Source organism: Homoserinimonas sp. OAct 916 (assembly GCF_003260275.1).
Classification (GTDB): Bacteria; Actinomycetota; Actinomycetes; order Actinomycetales; family Microbacteriaceae; genus OACT-916.
Map to the genome: position 1 here is coordinate 1 of NZ_QJHB01000012.1, position 19,584 is coordinate 19,584.

Annotated in this window: 20 protein-coding genes; 6 read left to right on the forward strand and 14 right to left on the reverse strand. The window is 59.7% G+C overall.

The window, feature by feature from the left end; genetic code table 11:
- Window positions 1–369: 369 nt before the first annotated feature.
- Complete coding sequence (locus DL891_RS14105; protein ID WP_198668922.1) at window positions 370–666, forward strand: PLP-dependent transferase; 297 nt, start codon at window positions 370–372, stop codon at window positions 664–666.
- Window positions 663–1,193 carry a YbaK/EbsC family protein gene (locus DL891_RS14110; RefSeq protein WP_157962521.1) on the forward strand — a complete coding sequence of 177 codons (531 nt, stop codon included), beginning with the start codon at window positions 663–665 and terminating at the stop codon, window positions 1,191–1,193. Before DL891_RS14105 ends, DL891_RS14110 begins: the two co-directional genes overlap by 4 nt.
- A gap of 86 nt (window positions 1,194–1,279) precedes the next feature.
- Here DL891_RS14110 and DL891_RS14115 read toward each other — a convergent pair whose 3' ends face one another.
- From DL891_RS14115 to DL891_RS14140, 6 genes are all read right to left on the reverse strand, one after another.
- Entirely contained in the window at window positions 1,280–2,098 is an 819-nt protein-coding gene (locus DL891_RS14115) for a nuclease-related domain-containing protein (RefSeq protein ID WP_157962522.1), read from the reverse strand.
- 564 nt (window positions 2,099–2,662) lie between these two features.
- On the reverse strand, window positions 2,663–4,282 hold the full coding sequence (locus DL891_RS14120) for a thiamine pyrophosphate-binding protein (protein ID WP_111721099.1): 1,620 nt from the start codon (window positions 4,280–4,282) through the stop codon (window positions 2,663–2,665).
- A gap of 34 nt (window positions 4,283–4,316) precedes the next feature.
- Window positions 4,317–5,318 (reverse strand): dimethylarginine dimethylaminohydrolase family protein, encoded by a 1,002-nt coding sequence (locus DL891_RS14125; RefSeq protein ID WP_111721100.1) that lies wholly within the window; start codon window positions 5,316–5,318, stop codon window positions 4,317–4,319.
- Between the two features lie 32 nt (window positions 5,319–5,350).
- Window positions 5,351–6,121, reverse strand: coding sequence for an amino acid ABC transporter ATP-binding protein (locus DL891_RS14130; RefSeq protein WP_111721101.1), 771 nt, complete (start codon window positions 6,119–6,121; stop codon window positions 5,351–5,353).
- Window positions 6,114–6,848, reverse strand: coding sequence for an amino acid ABC transporter permease (locus DL891_RS14135; protein ID WP_111721102.1), 735 nt, complete (start codon window positions 6,846–6,848; stop codon window positions 6,114–6,116). The genes DL891_RS14130 and DL891_RS14135 overlap by 8 nt, the downstream gene beginning before the upstream one ends.
- Before the next feature lie 13 nt (window positions 6,849–6,861).
- Complete coding sequence (locus tag DL891_RS14140) at window positions 6,862–7,686, reverse strand: transporter substrate-binding domain-containing protein (RefSeq protein WP_157962523.1); 825 nt, start codon at window positions 7,684–7,686, stop codon at window positions 6,862–6,864.
- A 105-nt stretch (window positions 7,687–7,791) separates the two neighbouring features.
- Here DL891_RS14140 and DL891_RS14145 point away from each other — a divergent pair, with 105 nt between their 5' ends.
- Window positions 7,792–9,150, forward strand: a complete 1,359-nt coding sequence (locus DL891_RS14145; RefSeq protein ID WP_111721104.1) for an aminotransferase class I/II-fold pyridoxal phosphate-dependent enzyme — start codon at window positions 7,792–7,794, stop codon at window positions 9,148–9,150.
- A 211-nt stretch (window positions 9,151–9,361) separates the two neighbouring features.
- Here DL891_RS14145 and DL891_RS14150 read toward each other — a convergent pair whose 3' ends face one another.
- From DL891_RS14150 to DL891_RS14165, 4 genes are all read right to left on the reverse strand, one after another.
- The gene (locus DL891_RS14150; RefSeq protein WP_111721105.1) at window positions 9,362–10,135 is read right to left on the reverse strand and encodes a hypothetical protein; all 774 of its coding nucleotides are present in this window, start codon (window positions 10,133–10,135) and stop codon (window positions 9,362–9,364) included.
- A gap of 45 nt (window positions 10,136–10,180) precedes the next feature.
- Window positions 10,181–11,629 carry an ADP-ribosylglycohydrolase family protein gene (locus DL891_RS14155; protein WP_111721106.1) on the reverse strand — a complete coding sequence of 483 codons (1,449 nt, stop codon included), beginning with the start codon at window positions 11,627–11,629 and terminating at the stop codon, window positions 10,181–10,183.
- A gap of 83 nt (window positions 11,630–11,712) precedes the next feature.
- Window positions 11,713–12,171 (reverse strand): hypothetical protein, encoded by a 459-nt coding sequence (locus DL891_RS14160; protein ID WP_111721107.1) that lies wholly within the window; start codon window positions 12,169–12,171, stop codon window positions 11,713–11,715.
- Between the two features lie 86 nt (window positions 12,172–12,257).
- Window positions 12,258–13,142, reverse strand: a complete 885-nt coding sequence (locus DL891_RS14165) for a DUF6569 family protein (RefSeq protein ID WP_111721108.1) — start codon at window positions 13,140–13,142, stop codon at window positions 12,258–12,260.
- A 90-nt stretch (window positions 13,143–13,232) separates the two neighbouring features.
- Here DL891_RS14165 and DL891_RS14170 point away from each other — a divergent pair, with 90 nt between their 5' ends.
- Window positions 13,233–13,880 carry an NUDIX domain-containing protein gene (locus DL891_RS14170; RefSeq protein ID WP_111721109.1) on the forward strand — a complete coding sequence of 216 codons (648 nt, stop codon included), beginning with the start codon at window positions 13,233–13,235 and terminating at the stop codon, window positions 13,878–13,880.
- Between the two features lie 65 nt (window positions 13,881–13,945).
- On the opposite strand, the gene DL891_RS17545 is transcribed toward DL891_RS14170, so the two are convergent.
- A complete protein-coding gene (locus DL891_RS17545) occupies window positions 13,946–15,007 on the reverse strand; it encodes a hypothetical protein (protein ID WP_232819192.1) in 1,062 nt (353 codons plus the stop codon).
- A gap of 68 nt (window positions 15,008–15,075) precedes the next feature.
- Here DL891_RS17545 and DL891_RS14180 point away from each other — a divergent pair, with 68 nt between their 5' ends.
- Window positions 15,076–15,219 carry a very short patch repair endonuclease gene (locus tag DL891_RS14180; RefSeq protein WP_232819201.1) on the forward strand — a complete coding sequence of 48 codons (144 nt, stop codon included), beginning with the start codon at window positions 15,076–15,078 and terminating at the stop codon, window positions 15,217–15,219.
- Between the two features lie 261 nt (window positions 15,220–15,480).
- A complete protein-coding gene (locus DL891_RS14185; protein ID WP_157962525.1) occupies window positions 15,481–17,229 on the forward strand; it encodes an ATP-dependent endonuclease in 1,749 nt (582 codons plus the stop codon).
- 63 nt (window positions 17,230–17,292) lie between these two features.
- Here DL891_RS14185 and DL891_RS14190 read toward each other — a convergent pair whose 3' ends face one another.
- The 3 genes from DL891_RS14190 to DL891_RS14200 are packed head-to-tail and all read right to left on the reverse strand — an operon-like array spanning window position 17,293 to window position 19,547.
- A complete protein-coding gene (locus DL891_RS14190; protein ID WP_111721113.1) occupies window positions 17,293–17,682 on the reverse strand; it encodes a hypothetical protein in 390 nt (129 codons plus the stop codon).
- A gap of 21 nt (window positions 17,683–17,703) precedes the next feature.
- A complete protein-coding gene (locus DL891_RS14195) occupies window positions 17,704–18,390 on the reverse strand; it encodes a hypothetical protein (RefSeq protein ID WP_157962526.1) in 687 nt (228 codons plus the stop codon).
- On the reverse strand, window positions 18,387–19,547 hold the full coding sequence (locus tag DL891_RS14200; protein WP_111721197.1) for an McrC family protein: 1,161 nt from the start codon (window positions 19,545–19,547) through the stop codon (window positions 18,387–18,389). Before DL891_RS14200 ends, DL891_RS14195 begins: the two co-directional genes overlap by 4 nt.
- Window positions 19,548–19,584 lie beyond the last annotated feature (37 nt).

The following is a 19,584-nucleotide window of genomic DNA, read 5'->3' on the forward strand; positions in this document are numbered from 1 at the left end:
ACAACATGAGGGAGCAAACCGCCCTCACCAGCGCCTAACGATCGGGCCGAGAGCCAGTGGCTCCCAACAACACCACCGCTGGCTCTCTTCCGCACGATCACTGGCTCTGAACCGCACGATCGAGTGGATCCCAAGGCATCAAATACTCAGTTTACTGAATCGGTCCACGATCAACCCTGCGCAAGCCTATTTCCCCTGATCAGCGTGACACCTCCCAGCTACAACGCCGGCCGTAGCCCCGCAAAAGCGATTGATTCAGGATAAACGAAAGGCAAAGGACCCACGACGATGCCACATCCGCGAGAACAATCCACCCGATTTATTCACGATTCGGACCTGAAGAACGCCCACGGTGTCCCACATTCGCCGATGTACAACACCGCTGCGTTCGCGTTCAAGAACACCGAAGCACTCCTCGACGTCGTCGGCGGGGATACGACCTCGCTGGTCGCCGGCCGATTGCGGCCTCTCTCGCCGGCATCCGGCCGGGGTGGTGCGGAGAACCTGACGACTCAACCGGTCACCACGACCCACCGTGGCCTCTCCACCGATGAACGGGAGCGCCGCTGCATCACGAACTCCATGATCCGCTCATTGGTGGGGCCGGAAGGCACGGCCGACCTCAGGGCAGACCTGCACCAGGCACTCGACATGGTCACTTCGTGACCGCCGGGCATCTCGCAGGTATCGATGAAGCCGGGGAGCGGGACCGGCTGCTCGAATTCCTCGCTGGTGCCGGGATCCACGCGACCATCGTGCCCTATCCGGCGCACACCACTGTCGAGGAGGGTAAGCGGCTCCGCGGAGATCTGCCCGGCGTTTTCACCAAGAACCTGCTGCTGAAAGACAAGAAACATGCATTGTTCTTCGTCACCGCGCACGAAGACACTGACATCGATCTCAAGACGCTGCACACCAAGATAGGCGCACGAGGACGGCTGGGGTTTGCCACACGGGACACGATGATCGATTTGCTCCACGTAACTCCCGGGACAGCAACACCGCTGGCCTTGTTCAATGACGCCGCCGGGGCCGTCACGCTGGTGGTCGACCATGCGCTGGAAGGTGTCGAGCAGTTGAATTTCCATCCGATGATCCACACCGAAAGCATCGGATTGACTTGGGAGCAATTCACCACCTTCGCATCCGCATGCGGCCGTGTGCCCGTGGTGGTGGATCCGGCTGGCATCTGATCGCCTCACGTGCGGCTTCAAGGTGACAGGAGGATGCCGCGATTATCAGGTTGTTGAACTCATCCGGTGGGAACGATTGATGCTGCTCATCCGAACAGAGGCGTGACGACTGCCATTGATAGGTTCACAAGCTCAGGAAAAGAAATGATCAGTCCTGCAATCATGCCAAGAGAGATGAGGGCAGCCCAGAGTCGACGCCGGGCGCGGGCGTTTCGAACCGCGCGATCGATAGCGTTGAACTTGGCCATCAGGGCTTCGGGTCGAGTCGGCTCAAGAGCCCGCCAGGTCAACGGATCATCAATGAGTGTGACCAGTTGATCGAGGTTCACGCCATCCAGAAGCACTGGTCGCTTCATCAGCCAGCGTCGCAAGTCTCGGGCGTCGATGATCTTCACCCGGTCGGGCTTCACCTTGAAGGTGATCTGTTTCGGATCCACGAGGGCGATCACGGGTTGCGCGGGTTTCAGGAGCGGCATCCGCTCCCTGATGAGTTTGGTGACCCTGTCGGCCTCGAACTCCGAGTTTCGGATGTGGGGCTGCTTTTGCCCATTGACCATGAACGTGCGCTGCGCGACCCAGATCGCCTTGCCGCGGTGATGCTTCGTGTTGATCGTGAACACCCCACCGGGACCGACGACCAGGTGATCGATGTCGGAGTCTTTGGTACCGATGGGGAGGGCATGAAAGACCGACCAGTCTGGCGGAAGTTTGGCGAGGATGGCACCCACCGCAATCTCACCCCTCGTCCCCTGGTACCAGGCCTCGCTGTCTGAGCCGAGCGGAGAAACCCCGAAGAAACGGGCGACCCCCGAGCGCTTAGGCACACTGCTTTGGTGGCGGACAAGTTCTTCCATCACAGATTGAGCGGCAATTCGCTCCCGCATGGTGTGTGAAACGATTGTCACTGGGCTCCTTTGTCGGCGTGATTCGACCGTATCCAGTTGGCGCAGGACTCCGCGAGTCCCAGAACGAGACGGTAGGTGCGGCAGGTTACTTGACGTGCCGGCCGCTCCGGAAAAATGAGAACGTTGCGCGCGAGAAAACGGGCCATTGCAAGCTTCAGGGCCTGAAATGTCGGTGGCTCCTGTCACCGTAATCTCCTCCCACCGCGCGGGAGTCGGCGAACCGTTCCGACGCGGCCGGAAGCACCACCCGACGAAGGAGGCTTCCACGACCATCCCCAGCTGCACCAAGATGCTACTCGTGATCGACCGCAGTGGCTCAATATCAGGCAGCAGCAACGAAATCAGCGCGTCGAGTCCTCCAACGATTCATTTATCCTACTCGCCCTTGACGGCAGGGCGAACAAAGAAGGAGTTGAGCGCTCACCCAAAAATAACCTGATCTGCATGAGTCAATGCTGACTACTCAATTTGAGGGACTTCAGGTTTCGCCCGGGCCCATTCGAAACAGTGGCGCTGAATCAGAACCTGTAATGCGAAACTAGAGCTTACTCAGCGCATTCACGTCTACCTCCAGCTCGTATTTTGGTGGTCGGCCTCACAAACCACTATTAGGCTCGGACGAACGTCCGTCAGGGCGTCCCCAATCGCAGCTTCCAATTCGGTCGGCGTTGCGGCGCTGTAGTACTCACAGTGAAATGCGCTCGCCAAAGCGAAGTAGTCAGGACGGTTCAGCTTTATCGCGAATGGGGCAATCCCCGCTTCTTCCATATTCTGTTCTATTTCGGCATAGCCACCATTGTCGTAAATGACGATCGGTAGCGGAAGCCCGAGTTCACTCGCAGTGGCGAGTTCCTGCACACTGAACATAAATGCACCATCACCAAGAACTGCGACTACTGGAATGCCTTTTGAAGCGAGCGACGCGCCGATCGCCGCCGGTACTGCGTAGCCGAGGGTGGCATATCCATCGGTCGTGAGAAATCGTCGTGGCGACTCAATGACTGCGGCCTGCAAAGTACCTTGATACGAAACTTGGGAACTATCCCCGGTAATGATCAACTCTTTGCCAGGTGCAGAATTCTTTGCCCCTAGGGCAATTGCTTCATGGAAAACTGCCCATTTGTCCTCAGCGCTTCTCCGGCAGTCCTGCGCTGAATCAAGCGCTCGTTTCTGCCAATCAGGGTCTGCCCGCCTCGTACCTGGCAGCGTGGTGAGCAAGCTCCGCAAGTTCGAACTGAGTTCACCAAGCACGGGAATTGCGGCACGATGGTGCTTATTCAACTGGGTTGGATCAAGATCGAACCGTGCAACTATTGTCTCGTGACCAATCGGTGCACTTTTCAGCTCGGTACCCAGTGCGAGAATCAAGTCTGCTGACGCAATCGGGGGAAATTCCGTCGAGCTACCCGCCAGAGCTCCGCAGGACAAAGGGTGACTCTCGCTCAGAGAGCCTTTCCCTGCCATCGTGGTGACCACAGGGATCCCGGTCGCCTCGACTAGCCTCCGCAGCTCGGCGGCGGACTCGACGCATCCGCCACCAGCGACTATCAGCGGGCGCCTCGCATTCTGAATTGCAGCAAGAACGGCGCCGATCTGCCCTTCAGGAGCAACGGGCGCACTTCCGAGCCATGCGGGAGCCACCACGCCCTTAGTGGGGCTTCCCATCAAGTCGCTTGGAATCTCAATGTGTACCGGCCTGCAACGGCCAGTCCGCCAAGACAAAAACGCTCCGTTGATCGCCTGCTCAAGTGCTCCACGGGATTCCACCCTTATGCTCGCAGCAGCAAACTGTGCGATTCCAGAACGCTGATCCTTTACTTCGTGCAAAAACCCCAGGTCACGCCGTTCTTGCCCAACTGGCGCGCCCGGAGACAATACCAGCATTGGCACACTGTCTGCATAAGCATTTGCGATTCCTGTTATACAGTTGGTCACGCCTGGCCCGCTTGTTGCGATCACGACCCCTGGCCGACCGGAGGCACGCGCGTATCCGTCTGCAGCATAGACGGCCCCTTGCTCATGCCGAGTGAGCACATGTCTAATTTCGTGCCTTGTTAGGCCTCGATAGATTTCGATATTGTGAGTACCCGGAATACCGAATACGACCTCGACTCCGTTTTCTCGTAAACACGCCGCTGCATATGCTCCAAGGCTTGTGGATTCAGACTTTACTTGTTCGGACATAAAGATCCCTCGCCCCAGCCGATCGACTTAACTTCTACTCCCAATCCCGCACCAGTTCAGTCACTGAGCAATGAATATTTCCACCGTTGTTAATGATCTCGTCGTAATCGATCACCACAACTTCGAAACCACGCTTCCGGAGCATTTCTGCAGTATTCGGGAAAATCGAGGCCATGATCATCCGACCTGGACGAACCATCAATGAGTTACAGGCGTTCTGCTCATCGACGTGGGGATGTATTATTTCAAAACCAAGCTCTTCAAGAGTCGCAAGGAACTGGTAAGGCAGACGATGCACGTTCGCCATCACGGTCTTGTCATCAAGAATCATGAACTGCCCATCGATGTGAATGGTGTAGCCCGGCAGCGGGATTTTGATTAGCTCGATGTTCAGCGGCTCCAACATAGTCTCGAGCTGGCGAGCGCCTTCTTCGTTGCAACGAATCGAGGTGCCGTAAAGAGCGATATCTTTGCGCAGCATGGCGAAAGATCCGCCCTCGACTAGTCCAGTTCCCGTGATCGTCCCAAGAATCGGCATTCCCAATGCGGCAACAGCTTGAGTGATACTCGCTTCTTCGCCCCTGCGCATTCTTGGGGCAAGACGACCAATGATCGCTCCGCCCGGGACGGTCAATAGCGGGTCACGTGCATAGACAGACTTTGTAAAGGTGCGCGGGAGCTCTGGAGCAACTATTACCTCAACACCCTCAGCTTCGAGAGCATCGACAAGTTGCTTGTGTTGATCCATGACTTTGTCCATGTCTGGCGGGGTAGCACGCTTGTAATACCAGTTTCGATCTGGATCAACGAGCGCTTGTGCCTCTTCGCTCCATGCATCGGCCCTAATATCCGCCATACCCGGGTTGGGGCGGCGAACTATCGCCATGCGTAGGGTGCTGGTTTCGTCAGCCCTACCCCAGCGTCTGCCCCAGTTGCGCTCCAATTCCTCTGGATCGCTGAAACCCGGCTCAGCTTCCGGTCCGAGTAGCTTGTGGAAGTAGTTCTCTGCAGGTCCGTAAAATTCTCCGATAGCCACTTGCTTACCTTTCTTCTTCTGGTGTTGATGTCTTACAGGACATGTTCTAGGAACGTACGAGTTCGTTCAGAATTGCCTGGTGAAAAAAATTGCTCGGGGGGAAGATCCTCGACGATCTCTCCACGATCAAACAGAATCGCTCTCGATGCGACGTTCTTGGCGAAGCCGACCTCGTGGGTGACCACTATCATGGTCATTCCCTGCTCGGCGAGCGACTCCATCACTTTCAGAACCTCTCGCACTAATTCAGGATCGAGTGCGGAGGTTGGCTCATCGAAGAGCATGATCTTCGGCCCAAGGGCTAGAGCCCGTGCGATGGCGACCCGTTGTTGCTGGCCGCCGGATAGCTCGCTCGGAAACTTTGTCGAGAACCCAGAGAGGCCAACCTTTTGAAGGATGCTGTCAGCGGTGTGGCGATTCTCAGACGTGGTACCGCGGCGGTGAACTTTGAGCGCCAACGTAATATTTTGCTCTACGGACATATGTGGAAACAGATTAAAACTCTGAAAAACCATGCCGATCGCGGCTCGATGGCTTGCAAGTTGGCGCTCTGACGCATTAACTCTTCGGCCTCGCTTCTGGATCTGGCCGACGAGTTGTCCTTCAAAGCGAATCTCCCCACCATCGATCGGTTCGAGAAGAGCCAATGCGCGAAGGAACGTCGACTTCCCAGAGCCTGACGGGCCAAGTATTGCGGTGACCTGGCCTGTGTTTGTCTCAAAGGAGATATTCTTTACCACGGCCTCACCGTGGTACTTCTTAGTCACATTGGTCGCTTGCAATAGCGGCGCAGTCTCATGCATTCTGGGTCTCCTTTCTCCCGCGCGAAACACGTGACAACCTCTTTGAGGTAGAGCTGTCCCATGAGTACTTCCGTTCTGCCCAGGACTGGGCGACCATGAAGAGCGAGACCAGTACAAGGTAATAAGTTGCAGCTGCTGAGTAATACTCCGCATAGCTGAACGTTCGTGATACGTCCTGTGCCGCGGTGTAAAGCAGCTCTTGGAGCGAGATGACCGATGCGAGGCTAGTCATCTTCACCATATTGATGAACTGATTTCCAGTCGGGGGGATTGCTACGCGAATCATTTGTGGAATTTGTACGTGCCAAATGGCACTCCACGGCTTTAGCCCAAGAGCCCTTGCCGCTAGCAGCTGTCCGCTAGGAATTGAAGCTAATGCCGATCGGATGATCTCAGCCATGAGCGCAGTCTCCAATAACGTCAGCCCAAGGAAAGCTGCGATATACGGACTGAACCAGGCCTCTTTCATAACGGGCAACAACTGTGGCAAAGCGTTCCAGATGAGAATAAGGATAAGTAGGGCTGGGACGGCGCGGAACAACCACACGTACGCTGCACTCAACCCGCGAACCAGCGTATTCTTACTCTCCCTCCCAAGTGCAAGGAAGAAGCCTAGAATCACTGCGGCCACCTGCACAAGAACCGCGAGAGTAATCGCCGTCACCGCTCCTTTGAGGTAGCTCTTAGAGAACAGGGCTTCAAAGTAAAGACTTGGATCGAAACTCATGAACGCGACTCGCTTACGGTGCGATCACGCGTGAGGGCATGAGCTTGAACGACTCTGCTACCGCCGCAAAAGTACCGTCTTCTGTCAGGGTAGATGCTGTTGCACGGATTGTCTCAGTAAGGTCGCTACCCTTCTGCAAGAACATTCCAAACTCAGTTTCAGCTTCAAAAAGGTCACCGAGAACCTCATAGCCTTCACCCAGAGTCTCAGCAACCTCGTTAGCGGCGACGTCGGTTTCAATTGTCGCGTCAACCCGCCCGTTGGTGAGCGCAGCCACAGTCTCGGGAAGCTCTGGGTAGCTAGAAAGTGTAATTCCTTCTAATCCCCGCGCCACCAAGTCTTCGCTGATCCGCTGAAGGGTCTTCTCATTGGCTGATGCCGCTTGGACCGCGATCCGAACGCCGGCAAGGTCATCCACACCGCTGATCTTCAGTGGATTCCCTGAGGGCACGATGAGAGCAGGTCCGGTTTGCAAGTAGGCAATTGTGTCTGCCTTTTCTTGACGCTCCTCATTGATGTACATGCCAGAACGAAGGACATCGCAACGTCCTGAAGTTAGTGCAGGGAGCAAGCCATCGAAGGCCATCTCGCTGAACTTGACCTCGAGGTCGAGAGCTTCGCCGATCTTTCTGAGTGACTCCACATCGAACCCAGTGAGTTCGCCCCCCTCGTTCCAGTACATGGGTGGGTAAGCGTTCTTCGAAATACAAACGGTCAGAACACCATCGTTCACCAAATTGAGTCCCGACGAGACTGGGGCCTGTTCGCCTTCTGCTGACTCATTAGTTGAGGTGCATGCGGTGACGCCAAGCGCCATGACAGCTACAATCGTGGCCACACCTATACGCGAGTTTCTAAAATTTAACATTGATCTTTCTCCTCCGTTGGAAACCAATATCCCCAAGCTACAATATTCTTTATATAAGATGAATAAGGTTATCCTATGAATGATAAAATTAAGATCACAAGGCTTCTCCAAGAATCCATGACCAAGTTCGACGCGGACTCATTGGTCGATGCCGTCTTGCTGGTTTCAAGAGACGGCTCGCTGCCACCTGGGACTAGATTGCCTACGATTGCAGCCCTCGCAGAGGCACTTTCCATCTCATCGTCAACAGTTAGCCGAGCGTGGGGCAATCTTCGGCAAATGGGTGCCATCGAAACTAGGCGTCGAGGTGGCTCAACGATCGCCCACCCTGTGCAGCCAACCGCGTATCGCTCCGCCGGGACACACGAAGGAAATTTTAAATACTCGCTGGCGGCAGGCTACCCGGACCCCTCGCTTCAAATCGACCTCAGCAGAATACTTTCGATCGTCGCCCAGCGAGGAGAGTTTTTAGGCTACCCCGGCAAAGATCACATTTCAGAATCACTTCGAGCGTCCCTCATCAAAAGAATCGGCTACGAACCGCATGCACTGATGCTCGAAACCGACGTTCTCGGTACAATCCCGAGAGTTTTACAAGCGGTTAGCCATCGGGGATCGGAAGTAGGGATCGGCGATCCAGACTTTCCCCTTTACTCGATCATTTTGAGACAGGGAGGCCTGACTCCGGTCCCAATTCCGTTTGATACCGGCGGCTACGACCTGGACATCGTTGCGAAATATCTTTCCTCAGGGGTACGCGTACTTCTCCTGCAAACTAGAGTCCACAACCCAACCGGACTGGCCGTGCCGACAGAAAACCTGGAAGCAATCGCACAACTCCTCCGCACTCATGATGCAACGGCCATTGAAATTGACCATCATGGTGAGCTCGTCCCGCAAAATGCAGAACGCCTAGGTGGCTTCGCCCCGGAGCGAGTAGTGTTGCTCAGTTCTTTTTCTAAGGATGTCCATCCCGACGTGCGCGTGGGTTGTGTCGCAGGACCCGCGACGGTGCTCGATAGGGTTTCTGTCTGGAGAGCGGGCGGTGGATGGGTCAGCTCAATCAATAAGGCGGTGCTAGATGTTTGTTTGAATGATCCCCGAGTGCACGTTGGAATCCGGCTCGCGCGTGAAGAGTATGCCCGACGAAGGATCATCTTTCAAGACCGCTTCATAGATGCTGGCGTCGATATTGAGTCAAATGCGGGCCTCAGCCTCTGGATACCTGTCCGTTCTGAACAGGACGCGTTGGTCTCCTTAGCGGCGCAAGGCATCTCCGTAGCCCGTGGGTCTGCATTCTCCAAGAAAACGAGCGGCCGTGATCATATTCATCTATCGCTCGGTAGTGTGGGCGCGGATAGCGTCGTGCTTAGTGCCGCGATATTGCATGCTGCTCTGATTGAGCCAGGGTCAGTTGGGCGGGGCTTTCTCTAGTGAAGGCCCTATCGTGCAGCACGGCGACGATATTCTCGTCTTCGGTGCTCACTCGGCCCATCACCGCGAGCGGGTGCTGGATGTAGTCGACGCCCAGCTTGTCCGCCTGACCAACGTGTGCGGACCGGGCCAAGTCGACGGCGATTTCCAACATCGATCGCTCTGTAATGGTCGGTGGGTATTCGTGTATTTCGTGCGTCATTAGTTCTCCTTACGGCAGGTAGGGGCCGAGCAGCTGGGCCGTGGTGAGGGTCAAGTTGCGGTGGATGTTCTCGTAGATCGGCATCAGCTCCCTCTCCCCCTGGATGTAGTGGATGACGCCGACAGCATCAACGATTGCGACCGGCTCCAGATCGCGCAGCACCGCCCAGAAGGGCTGGAAGAAGTAGACGCCGCGACCGGCCTCCAACTCTTCCTCGGCGGCATCCTCATACGCTTCGCGCGCGGCGACCGCCGTGGGAAAGTAGTCGAAGTAGTCGCAGGCCTCGCCGTGCAGCATCCGTGCCGGCACCGCGAACCACGAATGACGGGAGTCGACCGCCATGCCCAGCACGTTCGCGATCACCCGGTAGGCGAGCGACCGCGGCGTGGTCGCCGGCGTGACCTTCGGGACACCGAGGCCAGTCGCCACCTCGATGCGCTTCACCGTCTCGTGCGGGCTCGTGGCGGCCATCATCTGAATCCAACTGATCTGGTGCACCTCGCCGTTCACCAGGTACTTGCAGCCGCCGACGAGATCCCACTGGATGCTCATGCCGTCTTGCTCGTCATGCACGATCAGCAGCCGGCCGCCGTCGTCGGGCTCCACCCCCGAGATACGCAGGTGCGGATGCCGGCGAACCAGCTCGCTCGCGATCCACCACATCTGCGCCGTCAGAAACCGGTCGGCCGGCGGCAGATACTCCTCGAAGCCGTCGCCTCCGTCATCCTCGTCGTCGTTGTTCGTGAAGTTATTTCCAGAACTGTTTGATGCTTCACCACTCATGATTCGTCTCCTCGTGTCCGCCCTCGATTGATTGGCCCAGGCGCCTCACAGGCCCGATCGGCCCTGCGCCCGCACCGCCTCGTTGAAAATGTCTTGGGGGCGCGACCGCGGCAACGCACGCTTGACATCGGAGAGAGCCTTCTCCGCAGAAACCCGCAGGTGCCTCACCGAATACAGCGCCGCCACCGTGGGCGTGCGGCTCTGCGCCTGCACACAGTGCAGCAACACCGTGCGCCCCTCCCCCCGCAGCGCCGCGACCGCGTCGGCGGCATCGGTCAGCAGAAAGTCGAGATTCGGATTCTTCGCCGGATGCGACGCGTCGATCAGCCAGACTGAGACTTTGTCACGGATGCGCTCGGGCACCTGGCCACTCCCCAACCGGCACAGCGATACGACAGCGTCCACCTCGGCGGGCAGATCGTCGAGCACACCAACCGCGCCCAACCAGACACCGTCGTCGTGCGGATGCCTGGCCAGCACCCCGATGTCACCGTAGCCGGAGTAGTCGAGCCGCTCCCCCGCCGGCCAGTTCTGCTGGTCGGATTTCCCACCGGTTGCACACAGCACCGCGAGCCGCACGAGGTCGTCGGCGCGCAGTCCGGGCCAGCCCTGCAGGATTCGGCTCCAGGCCGCCGGCACCGCCGACGCGCCCCAGTGGGCGCCCAGCAGGGAGCCGGCGATCGCCGCCACCGTGTCGGCGTCGCGCCCGCCGCGCACGGCCGCCTCGAGGGCGAGGCGAAAGTGGCTGGCATCCGTCTGATCGGTGTGCACGATCGCCGACCAGGCCGCCTGGAACGCCTGCACCACCCAGCCGTTGCGGTCGAAGTCGCGCGGCCGCTTCTGCTCGGCCTCGGCGATGCGCTCCTCCCAGAGCACGCGTCGGTCTGCCGGCAGCCGATCGAGGCCGACCCGCACGTCGAGGCCGCCGCCGCGCACCGCGTGCCGGATGGCCAGGCACCAGAGCACGCAGGCGTCGCCGTTGTCGGGTTCGAAGTGGGTGAGGTCGCTGACCGCGCAGGCGGCCTCGACCAGGCCGTCGGGGTCGCCCAGGTAGGCGAGGGCGACGGGCGCGGTGCGCATCAGCGAGCCATTGCCGCCACTGCGGCCGTGGGCGTCGTGGGCCCGCCGGGCCGCCGCCCGGGCCGCTACCGCGGACGTGTCGGCACCGAGACCGCGGAGAACCCCGCGGGTCTGGATGCCGACATCCGGGGCATCCGCCACCCAAGCAGCCCAGTCGGCGACGATCCGGTCGAGCACGGCCTCCTCTTGCAGGTCGAGGCCCTCGGCGGCGGCGCGGGCGATCGGCACCGCCATCGAGGTGTCGTCGGTCCATTCGGCGGGGGCCCAGCCGAAGCCACCGCCGCCCTTCATGGTGACCGGGGTCGCCGGTTCAAGCGGCGGGCCGAACTCGTAGCCTGCGCCGAGGGCGTCACCGCAGGCCAAGCCGAGCAGGGTGCCGGCGGCGCGGTCGAAGTTGAGTTTATTAGTGGTCATGGTGCCTCCAATGGGGAAGAAAATGGAACAAGTCGGGGGTGAGGGAGCGGCACGGTCGGCGCGCGACAGTCGCTCGCCTTCCGTCAGTTGCGGGCAAGCAGGTAGGCGGTGACATCCGGCCAGGTGAGAAACGGCTCCGTGCCGAACTGCACCAGTTCGCCCTTGAAACGGTCGGCGCCGTTCTCGGTGCGATCGTCGACAAGGTAATGGCCGCGGTTGAGATGTTTGTGGTGCGAGAGGATCAGCCGTTTGTAGGCGGGCGTGCCCGTCTCGTGGCCGAGGTGTTCGTGCACCCACTCGATCTTGTCGTGCCATGCGCTCGGGTTGTCCCACGGCGCGGTCGACAAGATGTAGGTGTCGAAGTGCTCTGCCAACATCCGGTACGCGTCCAGGGCACCCGGCAGCGGTTCCATCAGGGCGAAGATGCCGGGAGCATCGTCGTAGTGCCCCTCGTAGCGGGCCAGCGCGTGGGCAGGCAGCCGGTTGATGCCGCTGGGGAAGTCCACCAGCGTGTTGTCGAGGTCGATGTAGAGAGTTTTCATGTGAGGCTCCTGTCCCGGTGCGACGGGTGTCGCACCGCATGGGGTCGACAGCGGTGTCCGGCTGTCTCGGTCAACATGGTTGCGGGTCACGCGTCCACCAGCAGAGGGTGGGCGTTGTCAAAAACGGTCAGGTGGATGATGCGTTCGAAGTCCGCGGCTGGGAAGAGGTCGTCACGCCCGACCGCGATTCCGGATGCCCGCAGCCGTCCTGATCCTGAGCGTATGTGCCGCGCAAGCCCGGCGTCTCCACCGTCTTCGAGGGTCGTGGCCATCAGGTGGCGGGCAAAGCTCCTGGCCCGTTCGGCTTGGGTACGGATTGGCTGCGCGAGCCGGGCGTCGAGGGCGGCGGCGTCCACGATCCCCTGCCACCTGGCCCGCAGGCCGCTGGTACTGCCGAACAGTTCAGCGCCCACCACTCTCCCGCTGATCCCGATGATCACCCCGCGCTGCCCCTCGAGGCGACGCAACTGGATGGGCCCGTTGCGGTCGAGATGGTCGAGCATCGACGAACTATCGGTGCGGCCAAGAGCAGTTTCGTAGCGGCCGATCCGGCGCCACACTTCGCCCTGTCCGCTGCCGGAAGCGTTGCCGTGTCTCACGCTCATCGCGCTCCGGCGGCCCTGGGCGCGGTGGGCGCCGAAGGAGCCGCCATGCCAGCGGCCCTGCTCGACGCAGAACACGTCGACGACGCGGGCGTCGCCAGGGGCGAGAAGGATGCTCGATGCGAGCATCCGATCCTGCCAGCCTCCGCGCAACAGGTCCCCCTCCAGAGCGACGGTCGGGCGAGGCACGCTGTTGGTCAGGACGAGTTCGCCGACGACCGGTGAGCCCTCGCGTTCGTCGATCCGAAGGCTCCCCGCATCCCAGCCGATGCCGGTGACGCGGGGCGCGTCGATCCAGACGGGGAAGACGCTGAGTGCGCCGATGTGGGTGCCGTGCCCCACGTGCAGTTGTGGCAGTTCCTGGGTCATATCAGGCTCCGATCTGTTTGCGCGATCCTGCGCAATTACAGAGTATGGAGAGCCACCGACATTTAGGGCAGATCTGCGATAATCGATGCCATGCCTGTCTATCGCGATTCGTCCGGACGCTCCCTCACCGACTACCCGCGCCCGTCGGTGGCAGTCGACACGGCTGTGCTGGCAGTCATCCCTGACAAGGAGACCCTCGGCGTGCTGCTGGTGCGAACTGGCGATGGCTGGCGCCTGCCCGGCACGTTCCTGCATGAGGGGGAACGGCTGGCGGATGCCGTGCTCCGGTCGCTGCGGGTGAAGGCCGGCGTGTCCGGTCTCGCCCCCACGCAGTTGCACGTGTTCGATGACCCGAGTCGCGACGACCGCGGCTGGGTGCTCTCGGTCGCCCACGTCGACGCGGTCCCCTGGTCGCGGCTGACGATCGACGAGTCACTCGCGCGAGTAACCTCGGTGACGGAGGTCCGGGAACTCCCCTACGGCCACAATCAGATCATTGATCTGGCCGTGGGCTCATTGCGAGAGCGTTACCGTGCTTCCCCCGATCCGGCTCATCTTCTGGAGCCACCATTCACGCTGCGCCAGCTACAACAGCTGCACGAGGCAGTAGCTGGCGAGCCGCTGATGCGCGACACGTTCCGCCGAACCATGGAGCCGGAGCTGTCGCCAATCGGCGAATTCGCTATCGGCACCGTCGGGAAGCCGGCGCGACTGTTTACCCGGGAACCAACGAGGTGAAGGCCGCGTTATAACGCGAACCCGAGAGCGGATTGCCACGATCGCCGCGGAATGCATCGCGAACTTCAGTGATTGCCTGCGGAGAATTTTCCGTCGTTGCCAGCAACGTGAAGCCGGTGCCGCCCAGAGAACCAGAGCCCGGTCTCCCGAGATTTTCGGTAAGTACCCAGATACCCAACGGTCTTGACGAAGACATCCACGTACCAGGATGACGCTCCGATATCAGGAAGGCCCGCTCCCAGCTTTCCGAGTTCAAGATACCAACCGGCCATGTTGTCCGCGAGTAGAACGGCGCGCCGCTCTTCCAATGAAACAACAGCGATGGTGGCACTTGAGTCGGCCCAAATGGTCTGCCCCGTGTGCCCAGTCAAGTGAAATGGGTCCGTTCCCCCAGCGAATGGATGCTCCTCGCGCTCGCGTGCGCCATGAGAGCGCTTCCATTGCTCCCATTCGTCCGACAAGGGCTCCCGTAGCTTCTCGCCCTCGTCCATGACGTCGGCCCAACTTACTGCGTTCGAAATATCGAACCTGGGGCGCCCTTCCAATAACCAGCCCAGATAGTGATCGAGTTGGCCGTCGCGATCCCACACCTTAGAAATCAACTTCAAGGTTGGATCGTCGACAGGCTTTTCCTCGTCGTACCACCACCGCAGACCTCGGTCCGGCCTGGTCCAACCCAGCCGGTAAAGAAGGAGGTACTGCAATGAAGTCCAGTAGCTGAGAGAATCGCGCACATCACGGATCTCCCTCGGCAATACCGGGACGGCCTCACCCGTTCTCGGCGACGCCAGAGCCCGAAAGACTCCAGGGATTGACCAGAACCACTCAGGCTGCCCTCCCAGGGCTCGTTCTAGCCCCGAATTGTCATTATGGCTGTCCAGCCACTCAGGTCGCGGTACTCGCGTCACAAAATACTCAGTCATGAATTCTCCGGGCACTCTAGGCTGTTCGCTTTTATACTCTCCCGAAGGAACACGCTTGAGCGCCTTCGCCGATTGAGTCACTTCTTGAACTGTACTCACCGCTATCGCGCCCCCTCCGCCGCGACCGTCGAGCGCAATGAATCGTTGCAAACACCGGCGCTGACGGCCGGTCGCCTGACGGGAAACCTCCGATGCCGAAAGCATTGCAGAAGTAGTGTTGCATCATGGGTGCGACATCGTGAGCATCTCCAGAAGGCGTTCGCCGGTCGATGATGGCGAATCGGGGCCGCGATACCGGTCCCGAGCTGGCTATCCGCCGTCTCCTGCATGCGAGCGGCCTTCGCCACCGTGTCGACTTTGCACCGCTCGGTGGGCGCCGTGAGGCCTCGCGCGCGGAAGTAGAGGTAACTGCGTAGCCGAGGTGCCCCAAACACACTCACCTGTAATCATGCGCGATGCCACGGTCGCATAGCTTCGTAACCGCGCCCTTCGCAGCGTATGACTTGAACTGGTCGCCGCATCCGCGGGTGTGACCTTACAAGCGCTGGCTGCCTGACACAACGACATCGCGACCAGAGCGATCGACCTGGCAACTTCAGCACGGCGAGTAGCCCTATGGTGCCTGTAGCTGGACGGTTTGATCGATAGCATGAGCGTGACCCCGGGATGGAGCGCACGTGAAACTCAAAGAAGTATCTGTAAGTAACTATCGATCCATCGCGAGACAAACCCGATTTGCGGTCGGGGACTTAACGACTCTTATCGGCCCTAACAACGAGGGCAAGTCGAACTTGTTGCGTGCTCTTGGGATTGGAATGCAGCTGATTCAGCGGTGGAGCGCTCTACCGGACCGCCTTGCCGGTAAGGAAGAACTCACCGGCATCGATGCTGTATCGTTCCTTGGTCGCGGACGAATGCCACGCAGCGGCCGGTCGGAAGAAGAGGCGCATGGGTTCAACTGGTCACGTGACTACCCTCTTCAAAAGCAGACCATCAAAGGCGCACAACCGACCACGCTTCGATTTTCGTTCGAGCTTGACGACGCCGAGGTTTCTCGGCTTTTCGACGCAACCAGTCTCCGAAACAACGGAATACTCCCGATTGAACTGAAGCTTAGTCGTGGAAGCGTATCGTTGGGCATCGTGAAGCCAGGTCGCGGGGCCGCTTCGCATAAGGCGAAAGCACGTGAAATCGCAAAGTTCATCTCCGAGGGTGTCGCTTTCGTCTCAATTCCAGCGATTAGGACTAGTCGACAGGCGCAATCACTAGTAAACGACCTGGCGCGAATTCGACTTCAGACGGTAGCCCGGTCTGAAGAGTACAGACAGCTCGCCGAAGAGATCAACGCGTTGCGTCGGGCAGCAGTGAATGAGATTGCTGACGAATTGACTCAATCCGTCAAACGGTATCTGCCAGCCGTGGATGCCATTGACATTGAGACTGTTGATATCTCGACTTCCGATGCTGTCGCGGACCTTGTAATAGATGATGGGGCATCAACCTCGATCGACAGCAAGGGAGACGGGATCAAATCGCTTGTCTCGATGGCGCTCCTGCAACAGTTGGCGAGTGAACGGGCCGGGCAACAGAACATCATTCTCGCGGTGGACGAGCCCGAGGCCCACCTCCATTCCGCATCGGTTCATGAGCTGCAATCGCTGTTCACGCAGATGTCTGGATCGCAACAGGTCATTCTTGCTACGCACAATCCGATCTTTGTGAACCGCGAGGAGGTACGCTCGAACATTCTCGTGCGCGCGAACGATGCCAAACCCGCGCTAAACGTCGACCAGATTCGCGAGGCTATCGGCGTTCAACTCCATGACAATCTCGATTCGGCCGAGAAGATCGTGTTGGTTGAGGGGCTGACTGACGTGGCTGCCTTGCCGTTCTTACTAGAGGCAGTCGACCGCGGCTGGCGTGAGTTCGTTACGTCTGGACGAGTGGTGCTGAAAGCGACCAAGGGTGTGGGGAAGCTCAAGTCTCACGTTCAGCGAGAAAAATCGACGCTTTGTCAGATCTTTGTCGTAGTGGACGGAGACGCGCCGGGGAAACAGGAGGCCGCAAAGGTTATCGATGAAAAGCTCCTGCCTTCCCGCAACATTTTTGCACTCAGTGACGGGCTTAGGAAGCAATCTGAACTTGAGGATCTAGTCGAGCCAGCTGTGTATCTGAGTGCTCTAAGGGCCACTTTTGGGCGAGTCTTCACAGACGCTCACTTCAAGAACAGATCTCGAAAGTGGGCTGACAACTTTGAGACCGCGGCAACCACGCTGGGAATAGTTGTTACTCCGACCACGCTTGATGATGCGAAACGCACGGTTGCTGATGCTGTCCAGAACGCAGATCTGTCCGAATTGGTGCGGGCAGAAGCTAGGCCGTCCCTCGAAGCGCTCAGTGCCCTGATTCGGGGCACCACCTCTTAGGGCTGCTTCTCCCAGTTTCTTGTCGTCTGGCCCTGAGCCCGTAGGAGTCACACGGCGGGGGGCCTACCGCGGCCCCCGGTCCACCGCCTCCAACCGCGTTTTCCCGATCACTTCGGATACAGCCATGCCGTAAGAGGTTATGGCGTCAGAGTCCGATGCCGCGTTCTGGCTGCGAATTTGGACTGGACTGCGATGCGGTGACAGGGCGAGAGACAAGAGTCGCCGTTGGCGCTGTTCTGTCCGCCGTTGCGCGAGCTCTCGTTCTGCACGCTTGGTCTCGATGAGCCTGGCGGCATCGTCTGCCGAGAGGCTGCGGAGTTCTTCGCTCTCGGTTCGAAGCAGTGCCGTGCGTGTGCGGGCATCGCGGGCGATGCGGCTTGGGTTGAGTGCGCGCATCCCGAGCTGGTGGGCGCGTGCGTTCTCAGTTCCGTACTCGCGCGCGAGCAACGCCATGCGCTCGATCCGGTGGCGCTGTCATGTTGCTGCTCGCTTAGCGCGGGCAGTTTCGACGATTTGGTTGGCGTCACTTACGCGGGGTTCGTTCTCTGCCCATTGAGCTGAGATCTGTCCAACCCAGGCGGGTAGTGATTCGGGAGTACGTGGTGGTTCAGCTTCCCAAGCCTGGCGGAGGTGTGATCGTGCGGCCTGCGCCTGTTCGGTTGCGGTGCGGTGCGCGTCGCGTGCCTTCCGTTTCCCGAACTGTCCGACGGTCGCGAGGCGTGCATTCGCGGTCGTCTCCGCCTCGACGGTGGCGAGGTAGGCCGCACCCTCGCGCTCGGCCTCGGCAGCGAGCGGTGTGGCGACCTCAGCGCGTACCCGCGCGGCCTCCTCTTCGGCGTGGCGGAGCACGGCGGTGGTCTCGTCATCCTGGGCCCGGTGCATCGCGCGTTGGACGTCGAACCGATTGGCGGTCTGCTCCCACCGTTCCGCCTGCCACTCGGCACGCTGCGCTTCCTGGTCAAGCCTGGCGAGCACTTCGCCGACGCGCTGCATCGGCCCGTCTTTGATAATGCCCCGCACCGCTTCTCGCGCAGCGTGGGTGGCGTGGTCGAGGCCACGGTCAGCGGGGTCGCGTTCCATCGCCTCGACGAACTGCGCCCTGGCGCCAACTATGCTCTCAGCGACGACGTGCAGCCGGTTTATCTGGCGGCCTCTCGTCATGCCGACGTAAAGGATGCCGCGAGCAGGTCGAGGGCGCCCAGCATCTCCGCGGGCGTTTGTGAGAGGTCGAGTGGATGCTCGGTCACATCGATATCGGTGAAGGCAACTCGACGGGTAATTGGCTGGGCCTTGCCCGCGTACACCAGAACCGCCCGCTTGACTTCGAGCGCCGTGCAGTAGGCGAACATCTGGTATTGGTCGGCATTGGGAGAACTGCTCGAAGAGTTCAGAGCCTTGTACTTCGCGTCAAACACGGTGGCGGGACGCCGCCCTGCGAAATGCACGAGGTCGACGTTCATCTTCACTCGAGCGCGCCCATCCAGGCGCGGCTCATCGAGAAAAGCAGGGTACTGCATCTCAGACCTCTCACCACGTCGCGAGAGCGACTCCCGCAAAGCGGTGGTCACAAAGTCCTCAAACACCTTCCACATCGAGACAACGAACGCTGCAACGTTGGTGCTGCCCGGCCCCGCCTGTGCCGAGGCATTGGCAAGAATGATTTCGGAGAGCCGCAATGCAGCATGATAACGAGAGTTGAGGCGTGTTGCCATCCACGGCGGCCGGGCCACACCAGCCCTGAGAATCCCTACCCCAGTTAGTCGATTATCCAGGTGCGAGAGCCTAGCCTTCACGTCTGCCGGGATCCGCGGAACGGCCTGCATACGCCGAAGGGCCGTGCGCAAAATTCGGTTCTCGGCAATATCAGTGAGGTATTCGTCATACGTAATCTCTAACGGGAAAGGCAGCCCTGTTTGCCGACGCAGCTGGTCGCCAACCCGTATCCGGCCTCGCACCACCATCGACGACTCGTCGACGGTCTGGTATCCCTGCAGCACACCATGAAGCAGGGCACGCTCTGCCTGTCGCGCAAGGCTTTCTGCGAGAGCCGGCCAAAGTTCATCGTATTGTTCGGCCGCTACGTCTGTTGGTAGAAAACCAGGGTTGCTCGCGTAGCCGAGCATGAACATGAGGTGTGTGAGTTCTACCTTCTCCTTGGGCCAGACCTCTACTTGCACGTCTCCCACTCGCACGGCGCCGACCAGCCCGGTCGGTACCACACGCCACCACCCGTTGCGCTCGGGGCGCATCTCGACCAGTCGAGATGCCGAAAGCATGGCGGCGATCTCGGTCGGCAGCAAATGCCGCTCACCCTCCATTGAGGTCTCTGCAAGCGTGATGCGAAGGAGTGGCGCC

Bases quoted from the DNA above. Each gene is read 5' to 3' on its own strand.
- DL891_RS14135 (WP_111721102.1), bottom strand. From the start codon at position 6,848: ATGAGTTTCGATCCAAGTCTTTACTTTGAAGCCCTGTTCTCTAAGAGC.
- DL891_RS14160 (WP_111721107.1), bottom strand. From the start codon at position 12,171: ATGAAAACTCTCTACATCGACCTCGACAACACGCTGGTGGACTTCCCC.
- DL891_RS14190 (WP_111721113.1), bottom strand. From the start codon at position 17,682: ATGGCGTTGCTCGCGCGCGAGTACGGAACTGAGAACGCACGCGCCCAC.
- DL891_RS14105 (WP_198668922.1), top strand. From the start codon at position 370: ATGTACAACACCGCTGCGTTCGCGTTCAAGAACACCGAAGCACTCCTC.
- DL891_RS14165 (WP_111721108.1), bottom strand. From the start codon at position 13,142: ATGACCCAGGAACTGCCACAACTGCACGTGGGGCACGGCACCCACATC.
- DL891_RS14145 (WP_111721104.1), top strand. From the start codon at position 7,792: ATGAATGATAAAATTAAGATCACAAGGCTTCTCCAAGAATCCATGACC.
- DL891_RS14200 (WP_111721197.1), bottom strand. From the start codon at position 19,547: ATGGAGGGTGAGCGGCATTTGCTGCCGACCGAGATCGCCGCCATGCTT.
- DL891_RS14155 (WP_111721106.1), bottom strand. From the start codon at position 11,629: ATGACCACTAATAAACTCAACTTCGACCGCGCCGCCGGCACCCTGCTC.
- DL891_RS14120 (WP_111721099.1), bottom strand. From the start codon at position 4,282: ATGTCCGAACAAGTAAAGTCTGAATCCACAAGCCTTGGAGCATATGCA.
- DL891_RS14180 (WP_232819201.1), top strand. From the start codon at position 15,076: ATGGCGAATCGGGGCCGCGATACCGGTCCCGAGCTGGCTATCCGCCGT.
- DL891_RS14195 (WP_157962526.1), bottom strand. From the start codon at position 18,390: ATGACGAGAGGCCGCCAGATAAACCGGCTGCACGTCGTCGCTGAGAGC.
- DL891_RS14170 (WP_111721109.1), top strand. From the start codon at position 13,233: ATGCCTGTCTATCGCGATTCGTCCGGACGCTCCCTCACCGACTACCCG.
- DL891_RS14130 (WP_111721101.1), bottom strand. From the start codon at position 6,121: ATGCATGAGACTGCGCCGCTATTGCAAGCGACCAATGTGACTAAGAAG.
- DL891_RS17545 (WP_232819192.1), bottom strand. From the start codon at position 15,007: ATGCTTTCGGCATCGGAGGTTTCCCGTCAGGCGACCGGCCGTCAGCGC.
- DL891_RS14150 (WP_111721105.1), bottom strand. From the start codon at position 10,135: ATGAGTGGTGAAGCATCAAACAGTTCTGGAAATAACTTCACGAACAAC.